Annotated in this window: 15 protein-coding genes and 8 pseudogenes; 7 read left to right on the top strand and 16 right to left on the bottom strand. The window is 69.2% G+C overall.

Features of this window, described 5'->3' with window-relative positions; genetic code table 11:
• Positions 1 to 18: 18 nt before the first annotated feature.
• The 3 genes from G7085_RS17125 to G7085_RS17115 form a co-directional block, all read right to left on the bottom strand.
• Complete coding sequence (locus tag G7085_RS17125) at positions 19 to 255, bottom strand: hypothetical protein (RefSeq protein ID WP_197511862.1); 237 nt, start codon at positions 253 to 255, stop codon at positions 19 to 21.
• Between the two features lie 186 nt (positions 256 to 441).
• Entirely contained in the window at positions 442 to 621 is a 180-nt protein-coding gene (locus G7085_RS17120) for a hypothetical protein (protein ID WP_197511861.1), read from the bottom strand.
• The gene (locus tag G7085_RS17115) at positions 618 to 1,124 is read right to left on the bottom strand and encodes a general stress protein (protein WP_197511860.1); all 507 of its coding nucleotides are present in this window, start codon (positions 1,122 to 1,124) and stop codon (positions 618 to 620) included. Before G7085_RS17115 ends, G7085_RS17120 begins: the two co-directional genes overlap by 4 nt.
• An 85-nt stretch (positions 1,125 to 1,209) precedes the next feature.
• Between G7085_RS17115 and G7085_RS17110 the strand changes: the two are divergent.
• The 4 genes and pseudogenes from G7085_RS17110 to G7085_RS17095 all read left to right on the top strand — a co-directional run bounded on the left by G7085_RS17110 (position 1,210) and on the right by G7085_RS17095 (position 4,536).
• A pseudogene (locus G7085_RS17110) lies at positions 1,210 to 2,466 on the top strand (magnesium transporter MgtE N-terminal domain-containing protein).
• Positions 2,459 to 2,958, top strand: a pseudogene (locus tag G7085_RS17105) (DUF1003 domain-containing protein). Before G7085_RS17110 ends, G7085_RS17105 begins: the two co-directional pseudogenes overlap by 8 nt.
• On the top strand, positions 2,955 to 3,332 hold the full coding sequence (locus tag G7085_RS17100; RefSeq protein WP_197511859.1) for a hypothetical protein: 378 nt from the start codon (positions 2,955 to 2,957) through the stop codon (positions 3,330 to 3,332). The pseudogene G7085_RS17105 and the gene G7085_RS17100 overlap by 4 nt, the downstream one beginning before the upstream one ends.
• Before the next feature lie 71 nt (positions 3,333 to 3,403).
• Positions 3,404 to 4,536, top strand: a pseudogene (locus G7085_RS17095) (Mrp/NBP35 family ATP-binding protein).
• A gap of 108 nt (positions 4,537 to 4,644) precedes the next feature.
• Here the strand turns inward: G7085_RS17095 and G7085_RS17090 are convergent.
• The 6 genes and pseudogenes from G7085_RS17090 to dapA all read right to left on the bottom strand — a co-directional run bounded on the left by G7085_RS17090 (position 4,645) and on the right by dapA (position 8,270).
• A complete protein-coding gene (locus tag G7085_RS17090; protein ID WP_197511858.1) occupies positions 4,645 to 5,265 on the bottom strand; it encodes a Sec-independent protein translocase subunit TatB in 621 nt (206 codons plus the stop codon).
• 10 nt (positions 5,266 to 5,275) lie between these two features.
• Positions 5,276 to 5,569 carry a hypothetical protein gene (locus G7085_RS17085; protein ID WP_197511857.1) on the bottom strand — a complete coding sequence of 98 codons (294 nt, stop codon included), beginning with the start codon at positions 5,567 to 5,569 and terminating at the stop codon, positions 5,276 to 5,278.
• A 169-nt stretch (positions 5,570 to 5,738) separates the two neighbouring features.
• Positions 5,739 to 6,245: a hypothetical protein gene (locus G7085_RS27270; RefSeq protein ID WP_231979646.1), complete on the bottom strand. Its 507-nt coding sequence runs from the start codon at positions 6,243 to 6,245 to the stop codon at positions 5,739 to 5,741.
• Between the two features lie 392 nt (positions 6,246 to 6,637).
• Positions 6,638 to 6,709 (bottom strand): annotated as a pseudogene (locus G7085_RS35430) (hypothetical protein); the annotation flags it as partial.
• Positions 6,710 to 7,303, bottom strand: a pseudogene (gene sigE, locus G7085_RS17075) (RNA polymerase sigma factor SigE). It abuts the pseudogene before it with no gap.
• A 45-nt stretch (positions 7,304 to 7,348) separates the two neighbouring features.
• Positions 7,349 to 8,270, bottom strand: a pseudogene (dapA, locus tag G7085_RS17070) (4-hydroxy-tetrahydrodipicolinate synthase).
• Between the two features lie 137 nt (positions 8,271 to 8,407).
• Between dapA and G7085_RS27265 the strand changes: the two are divergent.
• Both G7085_RS27265 and G7085_RS27260 read left to right on the top strand, forming a co-directional pair.
• Positions 8,408 to 8,587, top strand: a complete 180-nt coding sequence (locus G7085_RS27265) for a hypothetical protein (RefSeq protein ID WP_231979645.1) — start codon at positions 8,408 to 8,410, stop codon at positions 8,585 to 8,587.
• Positions 8,566 to 8,976, top strand: a complete 411-nt coding sequence (locus G7085_RS27260) for an O-methyltransferase (protein ID WP_231979644.1) — start codon at positions 8,566 to 8,568, stop codon at positions 8,974 to 8,976. Before G7085_RS27265 ends, G7085_RS27260 begins: the two co-directional genes overlap by 22 nt.
• Positions 8,977 to 9,114: 138 nt before the next feature.
• Here the strand turns inward: G7085_RS27260 and glgC are convergent.
• Positions 9,115 to 10,340, bottom strand: a pseudogene (gene glgC, locus G7085_RS17060) (glucose-1-phosphate adenylyltransferase).
• A gap of 107 nt (positions 10,341 to 10,447) precedes the next feature.
• On the opposite strand from glgC, the pseudogene glgA reads away from it, so the two are divergent.
• Positions 10,448 to 11,636: pseudogene (glgA, locus tag G7085_RS17055) on the top strand (glycogen synthase).
• A gap of 72 nt (positions 11,637 to 11,708) precedes the next feature.
• On the opposite strand, the gene G7085_RS17050 reads toward glgA, so the two are convergent.
• The 6 genes from G7085_RS17050 to G7085_RS17025 all read right to left on the bottom strand — a co-directional run bounded on the left by G7085_RS17050 (position 11,709) and on the right by G7085_RS17025 (position 15,404).
• Complete coding sequence (locus tag G7085_RS17050; protein WP_197511855.1) at positions 11,709 to 11,876, bottom strand: DUF3117 domain-containing protein; 168 nt, start codon at positions 11,874 to 11,876, stop codon at positions 11,709 to 11,711.
• A gap of 90 nt (positions 11,877 to 11,966) precedes the next feature.
• On the bottom strand, positions 11,967 to 12,443 hold the full coding sequence (locus tag G7085_RS17045) for a hypothetical protein (RefSeq protein ID WP_197511854.1): 477 nt from the start codon (positions 12,441 to 12,443) through the stop codon (positions 11,967 to 11,969).
• A gap of 5 nt (positions 12,444 to 12,448) precedes the next feature.
• A complete protein-coding gene (locus G7085_RS17040) occupies positions 12,449 to 13,186 on the bottom strand; it encodes an LOG family protein (RefSeq protein ID WP_197511853.1) in 738 nt (245 codons plus the stop codon).
• Positions 13,187 to 13,208: 22 nt separating this feature from the next.
• Positions 13,209 to 14,084, bottom strand: coding sequence for a succinyl-diaminopimelate desuccinylase (gene dapE / locus G7085_RS17035; protein WP_331715752.1), 876 nt, complete (start codon positions 14,082 to 14,084; stop codon positions 13,209 to 13,211).
• A gap of 188 nt (positions 14,085 to 14,272) precedes the next feature.
• The gene (locus G7085_RS17030; RefSeq protein WP_197511852.1) at positions 14,273 to 14,482 is read right to left on the bottom strand and encodes a hypothetical protein; all 210 of its coding nucleotides are present in this window, start codon (positions 14,480 to 14,482) and stop codon (positions 14,273 to 14,275) included.
• Between the two features lie 478 nt (positions 14,483 to 14,960).
• Positions 14,961 to 15,404, bottom strand: a complete 444-nt coding sequence (locus tag G7085_RS17025; protein ID WP_197511851.1) for a hypothetical protein — start codon at positions 15,402 to 15,404, stop codon at positions 14,961 to 14,963.
• Positions 15,405 to 15,451 lie beyond the last annotated feature (47 nt).

Genomic DNA, 15,451 nt, shown 5'->3' with positions numbered 1-15,451 from the left:
AGGCGCGCGGTCCACCGGTCACCGTAATCCGAGGGCCTGCACCACCGAGCTCAGACCCTGGTGCCCCATGCCCTCGAAGATGCGACGCTCCACGAGACGCACGTCGAGCTTCCAACCCTGCCAGTCCGCGAGCACGTCCTCGCGGGTCATCAGCAGCGCCGGGTCGGAGGGCCCGCCGGTACCGAGCGCGAGCTGGGCGGGCGTGTACGCCTCGAGGATCAGCTTGGCGCCGGGTGCCGACTGTCTCGTGGCCACCTCCGCGACCCTGCGTCGCAGGGCCCGGGAAGGTGCACGAAGATCGCCACCACCGCGCCCACGGACGCTCAGGATCGGGATGATCCACCCATTCGGCCAGATCGACCTGCCAGGTCTCGATGGAGGTGCCGCGCTCCGCCGCCAACGCCTCGGCCTTGTCGAGGGCCACCCGGGAGAAGTCGAGGCTCACCACGTCGTGCCCTGCTCGGCGAGCCACACGCCGTTACGTCCCTCACCGTCGCCGAGGCACAGCACGCGGGTGCCCGGCCTCAGCAGCCTCGCCTGGGCCTTCAGGAAGTCGTTGGGCCGGTAACCGAAGACGTAGTTGGGGTGCGAGTAGCGGTCGTCCCAGAACTCGGAGTTCACTCGAACAACGCCGCCCTCGCGCCGGGGCGCTTGGCTAGCAGTTCCCTCGCCTGCGCGACGACCTTGTGCTCGGCGAGGATCTCGTAGCTCGTGGCGACGGTCTGCCTGGCCGAGTTGAAGTCGCGCTTGCCTCCACTGATGGCGTAGCCGAGCCCTGCGGCGATGATGCCGAACACGATGCCGAGCGCGAGGCCGACGAACAGCATCGACATCGAGCCGCTCGGGAAGAACAGCACGAGCATGAACCCGACGAGCAGGCCGGTGGTGATGCCGGAGACGGCTCCCTGCAGCAGGACCGTTCCCCAGGTGCGGCGCCCCGTCACGCGTTCGATGAGCTTGAGGTTGGTGCCGACGATCAGCAGGTTCTGAACCGCGAACTTCTGGTCTGCCAGAAAGTCGACGGCGGCCTGCGCGTCCTCATACGAGGAGTACTCGGCGAGATGCTGCGGGTACTCGAGCCGGAAGGCCTTCGGGCCTGCGGACGGCGACTCGCTCACGGACATCCTCCTAGGGTGATCGACCGGGTCCGGTCAACTCTACGCCGACGCACGAGGACGGGCCGCGGTCTCACCCACTAGATTTGGGCGCATGGTCGCCAAGGACTCCGAGGTCTTCATCTCACGTGTCGTCGGTCTACCGATCGTCGATGCAGCGGGCGACCAGGTGGGCCGCGTCAAGGACGTGGTGTGCCATCTGCGCGCCGAGGGCCGCGCACCCAGGGTCAAGGGCTTGTCATCGAGCTGTTCGCCAGGGCACGGATCTTCGTGCCCATGGTGCGCGTGCACAACATCTCCCCAACCAGGTGGCCATCCTCGGTCAGGTCGACACCCGCAGGTTCCAGCGCAGGGAGACCGAGCTCCTCGTCGCCGCCGACCTGCTCGACCGGAGCATGGGCCACGAGCAGCGCACCCGGATCTCCGACATCTCCATGCATCAGGTGCGCAACCGCGAGTGGGAACTCGCGTCGGTGGCGTTACGCAGTTCCACCCGGGTCGGTCGGTTCGGCTTCGGTGGCCGGGTAGAGGCGCGGGTCGTCTCCTGGCGCGAGATCCCCGAACTCATCCTGCGGACCGGCCGGACCCGGCCCATCTGATCGCGCAGTTCTCCGACATGAAGGCCGCCGACATCGCCCAGGAACTGCACGACCTCGAGCCGGAGTCACTGGCCGCCGTCGTCGAGGCCCTGGATGACGAGACGCTCGCTGAGGCGCTGGAGGAACTGCCCGAGGACGAGCAGATCGAGTTGATCTCGCAACTCGACACCGACCGCGCCGCGGACGTGCTCGCGGAGATGGACCCGGATGACGCCGCCGACCTCATCCGCGACCTCCCGAGCGACGTGGCCGAGGACCTGCTGCAGCGGATGGAGCCGGAGGAGGCCTCTGACGTGCGCCGGCTGCTCACCTACGCGGAGTTCACCGCTGGCGGCATGATGACCCCGAGCCGGTGATCCTCGACACAGACGCGACGGTCGCACAGGCGCTGGCCAATGTGCGCGAGGAGTCGCTCACGCCGGCGCTCGCGTCAATGGTCTTCGTGTGTCGCCCGCCACTGGAGACCCCTTCCGGGCGCTATGTCGGCGCCGTCCACACGCAGCGGCTGCTGCGTGAGCCCCCACGACACTGGTGGCGACGCTCCTCGACGACAATCTGGAGGCCATGGCGCCTGACTCCCGCTGGCGCAGGTCAGTCGCTTCTTCGCGACGTACAACCTCGTCGTGGCGCCGGTGGTGAGCCCCGACAACCACCTGCTCGGCGCGGTCACGGTCGACGACGTGCTCGACCACATGCTGCCCGCCGACTGGCGCGGCGACCAGATGGACGAGGTCGAGGTGAGTGATGGCTGAGCGCAACCCGCTGTCGCAGCCCGGTGAGCGTCGCTGGCTGCCGAAGGTCTCGGTCGACTCCGAGACGTTCGGCCGCTTCGCCGAGGGTGTGGCCAGCTTCATGGGCACCGCGAAGTTCCTCGTCTACATGACGGTCTTCGTGATCCTGTGGATCACCTTCAACCTCGTCGGGCTGTTCGGGTTCCGTTGGGACCCTACCCGTTCATCCTGCTGAACCTGTTCTTCTCGACGCAGGCGTCGTACTCGGCGCCGCTGATCCTGCTCGCACAGAACCGGCAGGAGCGGCGCGACAAGCTGAGCTTCGACGAGGATCGCCGGATCGCGGCGCAGTCCCGGGCCGACATGGACTTCCTTGCCCGCGAGATCGCCGCCATCCGTATGCACCTGGGCGAACTCGCCACCCGCGATTTCGTGCGCGGTGAACTGCGCAACGAGTTGCGCGAACTGGCGGAGCGACTCGAATCAACCGAGGATCCGGAGGAGGGCGCGTGACCAACGTCGAAAACGAGGCGTCTGACGGCGCCGGGCAGGTCGGCGGCATCCGTTGGTTCGGGCTGCTGCTGTTCGTGGGCCACCTCGCGCTGCTCATCATCGGCGCCGTCTCGCTGTGGCGGATCGCGGGCGGCTGGTGGGTCGGCGCCGCGGCGGCCGGGCTCTTCGTGCTCGCCTTCGCGGCCATGTGGTGGGTCTGGCTCGCTCCGGGATCACCGCGTCGACTGCGCTACCGGGAACGGTTCACCGCCAACGTCGTGGTCGGTCCCGCCGTCATCGTGCTCGGCAGCCTCGCATCCCTGTGGTTGCCGGGGTTGCTTGCCCTCAGCATCGTGCTGCTGGGCGATGCCCTGAACGTCCGCTCCCAGGCCTGATCGCCGCTCCGGGCGGGGCAGCATTCCGCCGGACGGCGGGTAGAGTCGTTACCCGTGAGCGAAAACCCCTCCTGCCCCACGTTCGCGCGGCCCTCCACGAGGTCGAAGACCCGGAGATCCGCCGCCCATCACCGAGCTCGGCATGGTCGATGACCTGCGCGCCGACGACTCGGGCGCGGTGTTTGTCCGCGTCCTGCTGACGGTGTCCGGTTGTCCCATGCGGTCCGAGATCACCACCCGGGTGACAGATGCCGTGTCAAAGGTCGACGGCGTCACCTCGGTCGACGTCGAGCTCGGCGTCATGAACGACGAACAGCGCAACGCCATGCGCACCATGCTGCGCGGCGGCGTGGCCGAGCGCGTCATCCCGTTCGCCCAGCCGGGCAACCTGACCCGGGTGATCGCCGTCGCTTCGGGGAAGGGCGGCGTGGGCAAGTCGTCCGTCACCGTGAACCTCGCGCTGGCACTCGCGGCCCAGGGCCGCTCCGTCGGAATCCTCGACGCCGACATCTACGGCCATTCGGTGCCCGACCTGCTCGGCCTGGGCGACGCACGCCCCACCGTCGTCGACGACATGATCATGCCTGTGCCCGCGGCCCGCGGCCTGAAGGTGATCTCGGTCGGCATGCTCAAGCCCTCCCGCGACCAGGTCGTCGCCTGGCGCGGCCCGATCCTCGACCGTGCGCTGACCCAGCTGCTCGCCGACGTCTACTGGGGCGACCTCGACTACCTGCTGCTCGACCTCCCGCCCGGCACCGGCGACGTGGCCATGTCGCTGGGGCAGAAGATCCCGAGTCGGAGGTGATCGTGGTGACCACCCGCAGACGGCGGCCGCAGAGGTTGCCGAGCGCGCCGGCACCATGGCCCACATCCTCGAGCAGCGGGTGCTGGGTGTCGTCGAGAACATGAGCTGGCTGGAGCACACGTGCCCCAGCTGCGACGAGACGCACCGGATCGAGCTGTTCGGCGCCGGCGGCGGCGAGACGGTCGCCGAGGCCCTCACCGAGCGCCTCGTCTACGAGGTTCCGCTGCTCGCGCAGATCCCGTTCGATGAGAGCCTGCTGGCGGGCGGCGACCGGGGCACCCCGATCGTCGACTCGGCCCCGACCACGCCGCGGCCGTCGCCCTCACCGAGCTGGCCGTCAAGGTCGTCGACCGCAAGCGTGGCCTCGTCGGTCAACGGCTGCGGCTCGCGACCAGCTGACCCATGCTGGTCATCGTCTGCTTCGTGCCCCTCGACCACGCCGACGCCGTGCGTGCGGCGTTGGCGGGGCCGGGGCGGGCGCCCTGGGCGCCTACACGGCGTGCAGCTTCACCTCACCGGGTGAGGGCGGTTCCGCCGGGAGACGGTGCCACACCGTTCATCGGCGCGGTGGGTGGCCTCAGCGTCGTCGACGAGGTGCGGATCGAGTGTGTGTGCCCTCGCGAGGGGGCCAGGGCGGCCGTGGAGGCGCTGCTGGCGGCCCACCCATACGAGGAGCCGGCCTGGCACTGCTACGAGACCCTCACCCTGCAGGACCTCTGAGTCAGGTCGCCTCAGGGTCGAACGGTGAGTGCTTCGGGCCCGCCGCCTCGAGGGCAGGCACACCAGCCGTGGTGGCATCCACCGAGGCCGCGTCCTTGACGTCCTTGACCCGGACTTCAGCAGCTGCTCGGCGTCCTTCAGCTCCCGCTTGGCCTCATCGATGAGGGCAACCTCGTTCTGGAGCTGCTTGGCGAGGAACGCCTTGGGGTTCAGGTCCTTCAGCTCGAGGTCGGCATACTCCGGCCCGAGCTCGGTTCCGATGGTGTTCTTGGCGTTGTTTGCGATGTCACGGAGGTACACGAAGACGCGCGCCGCCTTCCGCGAGTACTGCGGAAGCTTCTCTGGGCCGAATAGGACGACGGCCAGCACGATGATGATGACCAGGTCGATAGCGTCGATGCCGAACACGGAGGACAGGTTACCTGTAACTCATCGGATCAGTCGCCCGGGACCAGTCGGTCGATCCCGCGACCACCTTGTCCAGCATCGAAACGCTGTAGGGAAGTTCCCTCGGCAGCCCGTCCTGCAGCTCGGCAACCAGCTCCGGCGAACCGTTGGTCGACACCCAGATGGCCGCGTCTCCGCACTGCCACATGGCGACGGTCGGCGCGCCGATGGCCTGGCTGAGCGTGCCGCTCTCACCCTCATCGAGGATGCCTTCAGACCAGCCGACCACCGCTGACTCGAATCCGTCGGAGTAGACGAGCGTCATCGACCGCCTTCCGGCGTTGGTCGAGGAGGAGTGCGCGACGAGGGGCAGCCCGCGAGCTCCGAGGGACATTCCGAGAGTCCGACACACCAACCGCCACCGTCATCCCGCCTGGCAGGCTGCAGGGCGATCAGCTGCGCGTCCGAGTGGTCGAGCGTCGCCGTCCCGAAGCTCAACTGTTTGAACCCGATGGCCATCGAGACGTCGCCCGTCGGCTGGTAGCGCTCGGCCCACAGCAGCACCCCCGTCTCGGTGTCGAACCACCAGCCCGCGACGCGGCGCCCATCCTGCCAGGCGGTGAGGTGGTGCGCGGTGCGCTCCCCACGGCCTCGGGGCGACCGACTCGGAGAAGCTCCAACCATCGGGGCCTCGACCGGACGCGACCCGAACGACGGGAGGAAGCTCGCCAGGAAGCGGCCGCCCTCGCGTCGAAGACCTCGAGCTTTGCGCCGTCGCCTGCGACCTTGGTGGTGCGGACCTCCGCGGTGCGGTACCGGCCCTCGCCGTCCGAGATCCAGACGCGCTGCATCCCGGTGAAGCTGGATTCGGACTCCGTGGCACGCAGAAGCAGCGCCGCAGCGCGGGCGTCGCTGACGGTCTCCATGGCACCGTCAGAGGATCGGGGTTCGTAGCTGATGGACTCACCGAGGTCGGCGCCCCGCTCGGAGGCGAGGAGCACCGCCCGATCGCGTCGCTGACGCTGATCGCGGACGAGGCCATCGAGAACTGCTCACGGGCAGCCTTGACGGCGTTGGTGAGGCGCGCGGGTTCGGGCGCGATGAGCACGGCGATCACGACGGCCGACATCATCACCACGAGGGCGGCGACGGAGCCCTGAGCGACCCTGCGGCTCCTGGTGCGGCGCGCCGAGGGCAGGTCACCGACTCCGGAGGCCATGTAGAGCGGGGCCTCCGGTATCTCGCCCGCGATCGACTCGAGCCGGGCGGCGAGGGTGTCGGACGGGTCGGCAGCGCGGCACCGCTTGAGTTCACTGCAGACGGCGTTGATCGCGGCGAGTTCGGAGCGGCAATCGGGACAGCCCGCCAGGTGGTAGGCCACCTGATCCCACCTGCGCGGCGCCAGCGTGCGGTCGGCAAAGGCCGACAGGTCGTCGCGGAAACGTTCGCAGGTGGGTGAGGCCATCTAGTTGACCCCGGCGTAGCGGGTGCGCCCTCGGTGGGCGCACGGTGGGCGAGGGCCTCACGGAGGGCGGCACGGCCTCGGGCGATGCGGCTGCGGACGGTGCCGAGCTTGACGTCGAGAACCTTCGCGATCTCCTCGTAGCTGAGTCCCTCGATGTCGCACAGCACCACGGCGACCCGCTGCTCGGGTTGAGCGCCTTCAGCGCGGCCGCGACGTCGGCGTCCAACTCGAGGTCGTCGTGCAGTTCGGCCGGGCCGGTCGCCGAGCCCCAGACACCCTCGGGCGCGGCGCTCAGAGCGTCCATCCGGATCCGCTGCCTGCGGCGGGCCTGGTCCAGGAAGAGGTTCGTGGTGATGCGGTGCAGCCACCCTCGAGCGTGCCCGGCTGGAACGTGTGGATCGACTTGAACACCTTCACGAAGACGTCCTGCGTCAGGTCCTCGGCGTCGTACCGGTTACCGGTCAGCCGGTAGGCCAGCCGGTACACCTGGGCCGAGTGGTCGCGGACGAGCTCCTGCCACGTGGGCGCGGTCCATGAAGCGTCGCTGACGGGCTTCGCCGTCCTGCCACCTCTGAACACGTTTCGCCTCTCCATGCCTCAAGGCTGACAGATCCTCCTGTGAGGAAGCTGTGAAGCCGTTCACACGTTCAACGAGTGGCGGCGCCGAATTGTTCCCTCAGGCGCCGTACCCCAGGTTCTCGAGCAGCTCGGCGTAGGCCTCGGCGACGCCGTCGGCGACGACCCCATCGGGGCCCGGCAGGGGCCGACATCGAAGCCGCGCAGCCCGAGCGTCGCCTTGACCATCATGCAGCCCTGGGTGGCGAACACCCCACGGAAGGCGTTGAGTACGTGCCGGTTGGCCATGACCGCCTCGTCGACCCTTCCGGCGAGGAAGTGCTCGATGATCTCCCGTGCGGCGAGGCCGGTGAAGTGGGTCGAGGTACCGACCACGCCCACACCTCCGACGGCGAGCAGCGGCAGCAACATGGCGTCGTCGCCCGCGTAGTAGGCGAGCCCGGAGTTGGCCATCACATACGAGGAGGAGGCGACGTCACCCTTCGCATCCTTGACCGCACGGATGTTCGGGTGGTCGGACAGGCGGATGAGCGAGTCCTCGAGGATCGGGATACCGGCCCGGTGCGGGATGTCGTAGAGCATCACGGGCAGATCGGTGGCGTCGGCGACGGCGAGGAAGTGGGCCTCGAGCGCGTCGAGCGGGGCCGCGAGTAGTACGGCGTGACCACGAGCAGGCCGTCGACGCCGACGGAGGCGGCCTGGCGGGCAAGCTCGATGGTGTGCGCGGTGGAGAACGTGCCGACGCCGGCGACGATGCTCGCCCGGTCACCCACAGCGGTGACCACCGCGTCGAGGAGGGCACGCTTCTCCACGTCGCTGGTGGTGGGGATTCGCCCGTTGTGCCGTTGATGACGAGGCCGTCGTGGCCGAGGTCGTCGACGAGGTGGGCGGCCAGCCTCGCGGCCTGCGCATAGTCCACCTCGGAGCCGTCGGGAGTCATGGGAGTGACCATGGCCGAGAGCACCCGTCCGAACACGGGCGACATATCGTCGTCGTTCATGCCCGACATCTTAGGTCAAGACCGCTTGGGCCTTAGTAGGCTGGCCGCGTGAGCAACCCAGTGCATTCCCCGAACGCGGCGAGCTGGTCCTTCGCGGAGGACTACATCGCCCCTCCCCTGACGTGGCCGAGGCCCGTGATGAGGCCATCGTCCACACCCTGACCCCGATTTCGACCGGCATCGCCGCCACGTTGAAGATGTTGACACGTGCGATCGACGCCAAGGCGGTCGTCGAGGTCGGCACCCTGATGGGCGCCTCGGGCTCACCTTCCTGGAGGGGATGGGTCCCGACGGCATCCTGACGTCGATCGACGCGGAGGCCGACAACCAGATCTCGGCGCGCGCCCTGTTCGTCCGCGGAGGCTTTTCGTCCTCGCGGTTCCGCCTCATCGCGGGCGCCCCCATCGAGATCATGCCGAAGCTGCGCGACGGGGCCTACGACATCGTGTTCATCAACGGCGACAAGCTGGAGTACGTGGAGTACGTGGCCAGCGCCCTGCGGCTGCTGCGCCACGGCGGGCTGCTGATCGTCAACGACGTGCTGTGGAACGACCACGTGGCCGACCCCGACGACCAGTCGGATGAGGGGATCATCATCCGGGAGGCGCTCGAGGCCATCACAGGGAGCGAGTCCTACACGCAGGCGATGCTCCCGGTCGGCAACGGCGTGCTGGTCGCGGTCAAGGACTGAGCGGACCACCCACCCACCGGTCACCTGCGTGACCGGTGGTCCGTGACGCTGCCGCGCTCCAGCTCACCGGCGGGCCCACGGAAACAGCAGGGAGCCCCGCACCACGTGCGGGGCTCCTGTCATGTCTCCTGGTCACGGTCAGTCGCGCGGGACGGTCACGCCCTTGCCCACCGTGACGATGCCACCCTCCGAGACGCTGAGGCCTCGGGCCCGGTCATGCTCGTGGTCGACGCCGATCTGGACCCCGTCGGGGATCACCACGAACTTGTCGAGGATCGCGCGGCGCACCACTGCGTCGCGGCCGATCGACACGTTGTCCATCAGGACGGAGTCGGAGACCTGGGCCCACTTGTCCACCCGCACGTTGGGGCTGAGGACCGTCCGGTCGACCTCGCCGCCGGAGATGATGCAGCCAGGGGTCACGATCGAGTCCTCCGCCCGACCCTTATCACGAACTTCGCGCCGGGTGCCTGGACCTGGTCGGTGAAGATCGGCCAGTCGCGGTTGTACAGGTTGAACTCGGGGTCGACGCTGACCAGGTCCATGTGCGCCTCGTGGAACGCGTCGATGGTGCCCACGTCACGCCAGTAGTTGATGTCCTTCTCGGTGGCGCCCGGCACCATGTTGTCCTTGAAGTCGTAGACCTGCGCCTGCCCCTGGTCGGTGAACCACGGGATGATGTCGCCGCCCATGTCATGTCGGGCGGTCGGGTCGGCCGCGTCCGCCTTGAGCGCCTCGATGAGCGCCTGGCTGCTGAAGATGTAGTTGCCCATCGACGCGAAGGACTCGTCGGGCGAGTCGGGCAGACCGGGCGGATCGGCCGGCTTCTCCAGGAACTTCTTGATCTTGTGGTCCGCACCCGCATCGATGATGCCGAACGCCGACGCCTCCTTGCGCGGCACGCGGATCCCGGCGACGGTGGCGGACAGGCCGGAGTCGATGTGCGCGTCCAGCATCTGCCCGATGTCCATCCGGTAGATGTTGTCGGCCCCGAACACGACGATGTAGTCGGGTTGCGCATCGAGGATCAGGTTGAGGCTCTGGTGGATCGCGTCGGCGCTTCCCTGGTACCAGCGGGGTCCGAGCCGCTGCTGTGCGGGAACCGGCGCGACGTAGTTGCCGAGCATTGTGGAGAAGCGCCAGGTCTTCGAGATGTGCCGGTCGAGCGAATGCGACTTGTACTGGGTCAGAACCGCGATCTGCCGCAGGTTGGAGTTCGCGAGGTTCGACAACACAAAGTCGATCAGCCGGTAGGTGCCGCCGAACGGGACCGCAGGCTTTGCCCGGTCCGCGGTCAGTGGCATCAGTCGCTTGCCCTCGCCACCCGCCAGGACGATGGAGAGAATCTCGGGACGTGAAGACATGACCCGAACCTATTGCCTTTTGAGGCCGCCCATCAAGCTAATCCACGAAATAGTGGCCCAATGTCCAGAGGGTCCCTGAGCGGTATGGGACGATTCCGTACATGACGATGAAGCTCGCCCTCCTCACGCGCGAATATCCGCCCTCCATCTACGGTGGCGCCGGGGTCCATGTGGCCCAGCTGGTTCCGCAGCTGAGGAAGCTGATCGACGTCGAGGTCCACTGCATGGGCGAGCCGCGCGAGGGTGCCACCGCCCACGCCGAGGACTACCCGGCCGGGGCCAACGCCGCACTACGCGTGCTGGGCGCCGACCTGTCCATGGCGGCGTCCGTGGGCGACGATGTCGAGATCGTCCACTCACACACCTGGTACGCCAACATGGGCGGTCTCCTGACCGCGCTGATGCACGACGTGCCGCACGTCGTGACGTCCCACTCCCTCGAGCCGCACCGCCCCTGGAAGGCCGAGCAGCTCGCCGGCGGCTACCGGGTGTCGTCCTGGGCTGAGAAGACGGCCTACGAGGCGGCCGACGCCGTCATCTCCGTCAGCGAGGGGATGCGACGCGACGTGCTGGCCAGCTACCCCGACCTCGACCCCGCAAAGGTCCACGTCGTGCGTAACGGCATCGACACCGACGAGTTCCGCCCGACCACGGCACCGACGTGCTCGAGGACCTCGGCATCGACCCGACCCGCCCGTCGGTCGCCTTCGTGGGCGCATCACGCGCCAGAAGGGCCTCGTCCACCTCGTACGGGCGGCCAAGAGTTTCGACGCCGACACGCAGGTGGTTCTGCTGGCCGGTGCCCCGGACACCCCGGAGATCGCCGCCGAGTTCCAGGAGGCGTTCGCCGATCTCCAGGCCGAGCGTTCAGCCCCGGTGATCTGGGTCCAGGAGATGCTCCCGCGGGCCGCGGTGCGGCAGGTCCTCACGCACGCCACGGTGTTCGCCTGCCCTTCGATCTACGAGCCGCTCGGCATCGTGAACCTCGAGGCCATGGCCTGCGAGACGCCTGTGGTGGCCAGCGCCGTCGGCGGCATCCCGGAGGTCGTCGTCGACGGCGGCACCGGCTACCTGGTTGCCTACGACCCGGCGCGCGCCGGCGATCCCGCGTTCGTCGCGGCCTTCGAGGCCGACTTCGCGGGCAAGGTGAACGCACTGACCCGTGATCCCGAGCTGGCCCGCGCGTTCGGCCTCGCCGGGAGGCAGCGCTGCATCGACGAGTTCTCGTGGGCGAAGATCGCACGGGAGACGGTCGGGGTCTACGAGGCGGCCGTCCGCGCCCACGCCTCGCGCTGACCCACCCCGGAGACGCCGACGGGCGGCCCTTTCGAGGGCCGCCCGTCCGGCGTCTGAGCTTGGGACGTCGAACTAGCCGACGATGTCCTTGAGTGCGTTCAGGAGGTCGGTGGCCTCGGTGGCATTCATCTCGACGACGAGCCGACCACCACCATCGACGGGGACGCGCATCACGATGCCGCGACCCTCCTTCGTGACCTCCATGGGACCGTCACCCGTGCGGGGCTTCATCGCTGCCATCTGCCACCCTCATTCTTGTGTTGCCGAACTGTGGTTCTGCCCATTATTCCTTATCCAGCCAAGCCCCGGCGCGGACGGGACCAAGATGCCTCACCGGATCAGGCCTCCGGCGCCCCGGGAGCGTCCTCTGACGGGCCCCGGGAGCCGCCTCGGCGGCCCCTGCTCCGGCGCCGCCCCTTCTCCGGTCGTGGGTCCGGAGCCCAGGTCGGACGCCTCGTGCCCGAGCGCGTCGGAGGCCCGTTGCTGTTCGATCCGCTCGAGCAGTTCGTCGATCACGGCCATGTCGTAGCCTGCGAACGTGACGGGGAACGTCACCTCCGAGGGCGGCGCCGCTTCGCCTGCCACGACGGAGGCGAGGTAGGCATCGACCTCGTCGCGGCCGTACCCGTTGACCCGCCTCGGGAGCACCGCGGAGGCCAGGAACTCCCCGTCCACCGGGCCCTCAGGCACTCGGCCCTTCGGGTTGTCTGTCACCGGCCCGGCGGGCATCTCGCCTAGGTTGCCGAGCGCGGCGTAGGCGGCCAGGCCGAGCACCACGACCCCGACGGCGACGATCGCGATCCACATGCGCGTCAGTCCTTGTCGAACTGGCCGGGCGCGCCCATCGCCTCGACAGCCTCGTCCGGGTCGTCGGTGACTGTGATCAGATCGAGGTCCTCGTGCGAGATGTAGCCGCTCCCCGCGAGGCTCCCCCGGACCCAGTCGAGGAGGCCGGCCCAGTGGTCCTTCCCGAAGAGCACCATCGGGAAGTGGGTCACCTTGCCGGTCTGGATCAGTGTGAGCGCCTCGAACAACTCGTCGAGGGTGCCGAACCCGCCCGGCATGGTGATGAAGCCCTGGCTGTACTTGAGGAACATCATCTTGCGGGCGAAGAAGTAGCGGAAGTTCACGCCGATGTTGATGTAGTCGTTCATGCCCTGCTCATGGGGCAGTTCGATGCCGAGCCCCACCGAGCAGCCGTCCGCCTCGTACGCGCCCTTGTTGCCGGCCTCCATGACACCCGGGCCACCGCCTGTGATGACGGCAAATCCCTTGTCGACGAGCTTGTGGGCGATGTCCTCGGTCACCTTGTACATGGGGTCGGTCGGCCGGATGCGGGCCGACCCGAAGATCGACACGGCGGGGTCGAGCTTGTGCAGGGCGTCGAAGCCCTCGACGAACTCCGACTGGATGCGGAGCACCCGCCACGGGTCGCGCTGGCTCCAGTGGTGCTTCTCCCTGCCCTCGAGGAGGGCCTGGTCGGCCATCGGCTGCGCATGCTCCCGTCCTCCGAGGATGACTGCGCCCTGCCTGCGCTTCGGTTCGGTCATGAGTGTTGGTCTCCTTGGGTTGTCAGGCGAGGAAGCGGCGCAGGCCCGCCGCGCAGGTCTCGAGGTCGGCGACCGGGCAGAACTCGTCTGCCCGGTGGGCGTAGGACGGGTCGCCCGGCCCGAAGTTGACCGCGGGCACGCCGAGCTCGCTGAACCGCGCGACGTCCGTCCAGCCGTACTTCGGCCCGGCACCGGCGCCCACGGCGTCGACGAACGCCATCGCGGCGGGCCGGTCGAGCCCCGGACGGGCCGCCGGTGACACGTCCGTGACCTCGAGGTCGAACCCCGGGAACCAGCCCCGCACCCGCTCCAGCGCCTCGGCGCTCGACTTGTCGGGGGCGAACCGGTAGTTGACCGTCAGCTTCGCGGCCGGCGGGATCATGTTGGTGGCGACCCCACCGGAGATGCCGACGGCGTTGAGCCCCTCGCGGAAGACGAGGCCCTCCACCTCGATCTCCTCCGAGACGTAGGCGGCCAGGGTCGCCAGCGCAGGTGCGAGGTCGTGGATGGCGTTCACGCCCATCCAGGCGCGGGCGCTGTGCGCCGCGACGCCGGTGGTGCCGATCTCGACCCGGATGGTGCCCTGGCAACCGCCCTCGATGCGGGCCGACGTGGGCTCCATCAGGATGGCGAAGTCGGCGACGAGGAGCTCGGGCCTGTTCCGCGCCAGCCGACCCAGGCCGTTGCGGGCCGCCTCGACCTCCTCGTGGTCGTAGAAGATCCACGTGATGTCACGGTTGGGAGCGACCAGTTCGTCGGCCAGCGCAAGCATGACGGCGACGCCGCCCTTCATGTCGCAGGCGCCGCGGCCCCACACGACGTCGCCGTCGTCGCGGGTGACGTATCGGGAGGGCAGGTTGTCCAGCACGGGGACGGTGTCGAGGTGGCCGGCGATCACGACCCTCTCGGGCGGCCGAGGTCGGTGCGGGCGACGACGCAGTCGCCGTCGCGGTGCACGCTGAGGTGGGGTTGCGGGAGAGCCGTCGCTCGACGATGTCGGCGAGGGCCCGCTCATTTCCCGACACGGACTCGACGTCGATGATCTCCTGCAGCAGCGCCGCGAGCGGTTGGGTCATGTGCGGCAGCTTAGCGGGCGTCGACGGCGGCGGAACCGGCCTTGCGGGCCCGCAGCAGGCGCCGTCCGGCCAGCGCCGCATCGGCCATGGCGTCGACGATGAGCAGCGCGCCGCCCAGTCGCGCGACCCGACGCCGCCCGCGCCCGACGAGCAGCGCGCCGGCGAGAGCCTCGGCGGCGGCCAGCGCAAGGGACGCGACGGGTCGCTCCGTGATCCACATCCCCGCCCGTTCGACGGCTTTGAGGTCGCGGTTGCGCGGGGCGAGCCCCGCGAGGCCGCCGTCGAGCAGGCCGAACAGGGATGGTCCCTTCCGCCCTCGAGGATGGTGGCGGCGGCGACGCCGGAGGTCTCATGCAGCGCAAGGCGCGCGAGCTGGGCGGCACTCCGATCGCGACCGCTGCCGCGACGACCGACCCGGGCGTCGGGTCGTCGGTCGGGGCCAGCGCCGCGCGCAGTGCGTCCGCATCAATGGCCAGCGTCGGGTCGGACAACAGGCGGTTCAGGTCGGAGGAGGCATCGGCCTCCGGGTCGGCGAGCACCCGCAGCAGGTCGGCCGCCGAGGCGTCCACCTCCTCGGGCGCGAACGTGACCCGGGTGACCGGCGGGCCTGGAGGAAGTAGGCGGCATCGCCGCGCCCCAGCAGGGCCGAGCGGATCTCCAGCCAGCCACGCCCCTCCCTTCGACGGGAAGGCTCAGCATCACCGCCGGCAGATCGCGGCGGTCGACATCGCCGATCTCCAGCAGAGGGTCGATCCCACCGATGGCGGACCAGCCGCCCAGACCGCGGACGTGACCGGGCCCGGGCTGGCGGCCGCCACGATGTGCGCCCAGCCCTCACCCTGGGCGGAGAACCGCCAGGTCGCCCAGTCCGGTTCGTCCGGCCACTCGACGTCGTCGACATCATCGCCGTCGGCGCCCAGTTCGATCTCGATCTCGACCTCGAGGTCGAGATCGAGGTCGTCTCCGAGGTCGTCGTCCTCACGGGTCAGCGTGACGTCGGCGGCGAGGCCCGCCGCCTCAAGCTCGGCACCCAGGTCATCGACCGAAGGGCCGGGCGTGAGCGCCCCTCCCGTCGACGACCAGCACATCGTCACCGTCCACGGCGACGAGGAACAGCAGCTCCCCTCGTCGACGGAGCGCACGCCCGCGACCACGCCCCGCCCCGCAGCCAGCGCTGCAGCACCACGGA

Origin of the sequence: Tessaracoccus coleopterorum, from assembly GCF_011174705.1 — a bacterium.
In the GTDB taxonomy this organism is placed as follows: Bacteria; Actinomycetota; Actinomycetes; order Propionibacteriales; family Propionibacteriaceae; genus Arachnia; species Arachnia coleopterorum.
Note: the sequence above shows the minus strand (reverse complement) of the source record. Positions and strands in the feature narration are given on the sequence as shown.

What these genes read in the sequence shown, in the direction of transcription:
- G7085_RS17085 (WP_197511857.1), bottom strand. Translation starts at nt 5,569, where the DNA reads ATGACGCTCGTCTACTCCGACGGATTCGAGTCAGCGGTGGTCGGCTGG.
- G7085_RS17030 (WP_197511852.1), bottom strand. Translation starts at nt 14,482, where the DNA reads ATGTGGATCACGGAGCGACCCGTCGCGTCCCTTGCGCTGGCCGCCGCC.
- G7085_RS17115 (WP_197511860.1), bottom strand. Translation starts at nt 1,124, where the DNA reads ATGTCCGTGAGCGAGTCGCCGTCCGCAGGCCCGAAGGCCTTCCGGCTC.
- G7085_RS27260 (WP_231979644.1), top strand. Translation starts at nt 8,566, where the DNA reads ATGGGTCCCGACGGCATCCTGACGTCGATCGACGCGGAGGCCGACAAC.
- G7085_RS17050 (WP_197511855.1), bottom strand. Translation starts at nt 11,876, where the DNA reads ATGGCAGCGATGAAGCCCCGCACGGGTGACGGTCCCATGGAGGTCACG.
- G7085_RS17045 (WP_197511854.1), bottom strand. Translation starts at nt 12,443, where the DNA reads ATGTGGATCGCGATCGTCGCCGTCGGGGTCGTGGTGCTCGGCCTGGCC.
- G7085_RS17040 (WP_197511853.1), bottom strand. Translation starts at nt 13,186, where the DNA reads ATGACCGAACCGAAGCGCAGGCAGGGCGCAGTCATCCTCGGAGGACGG.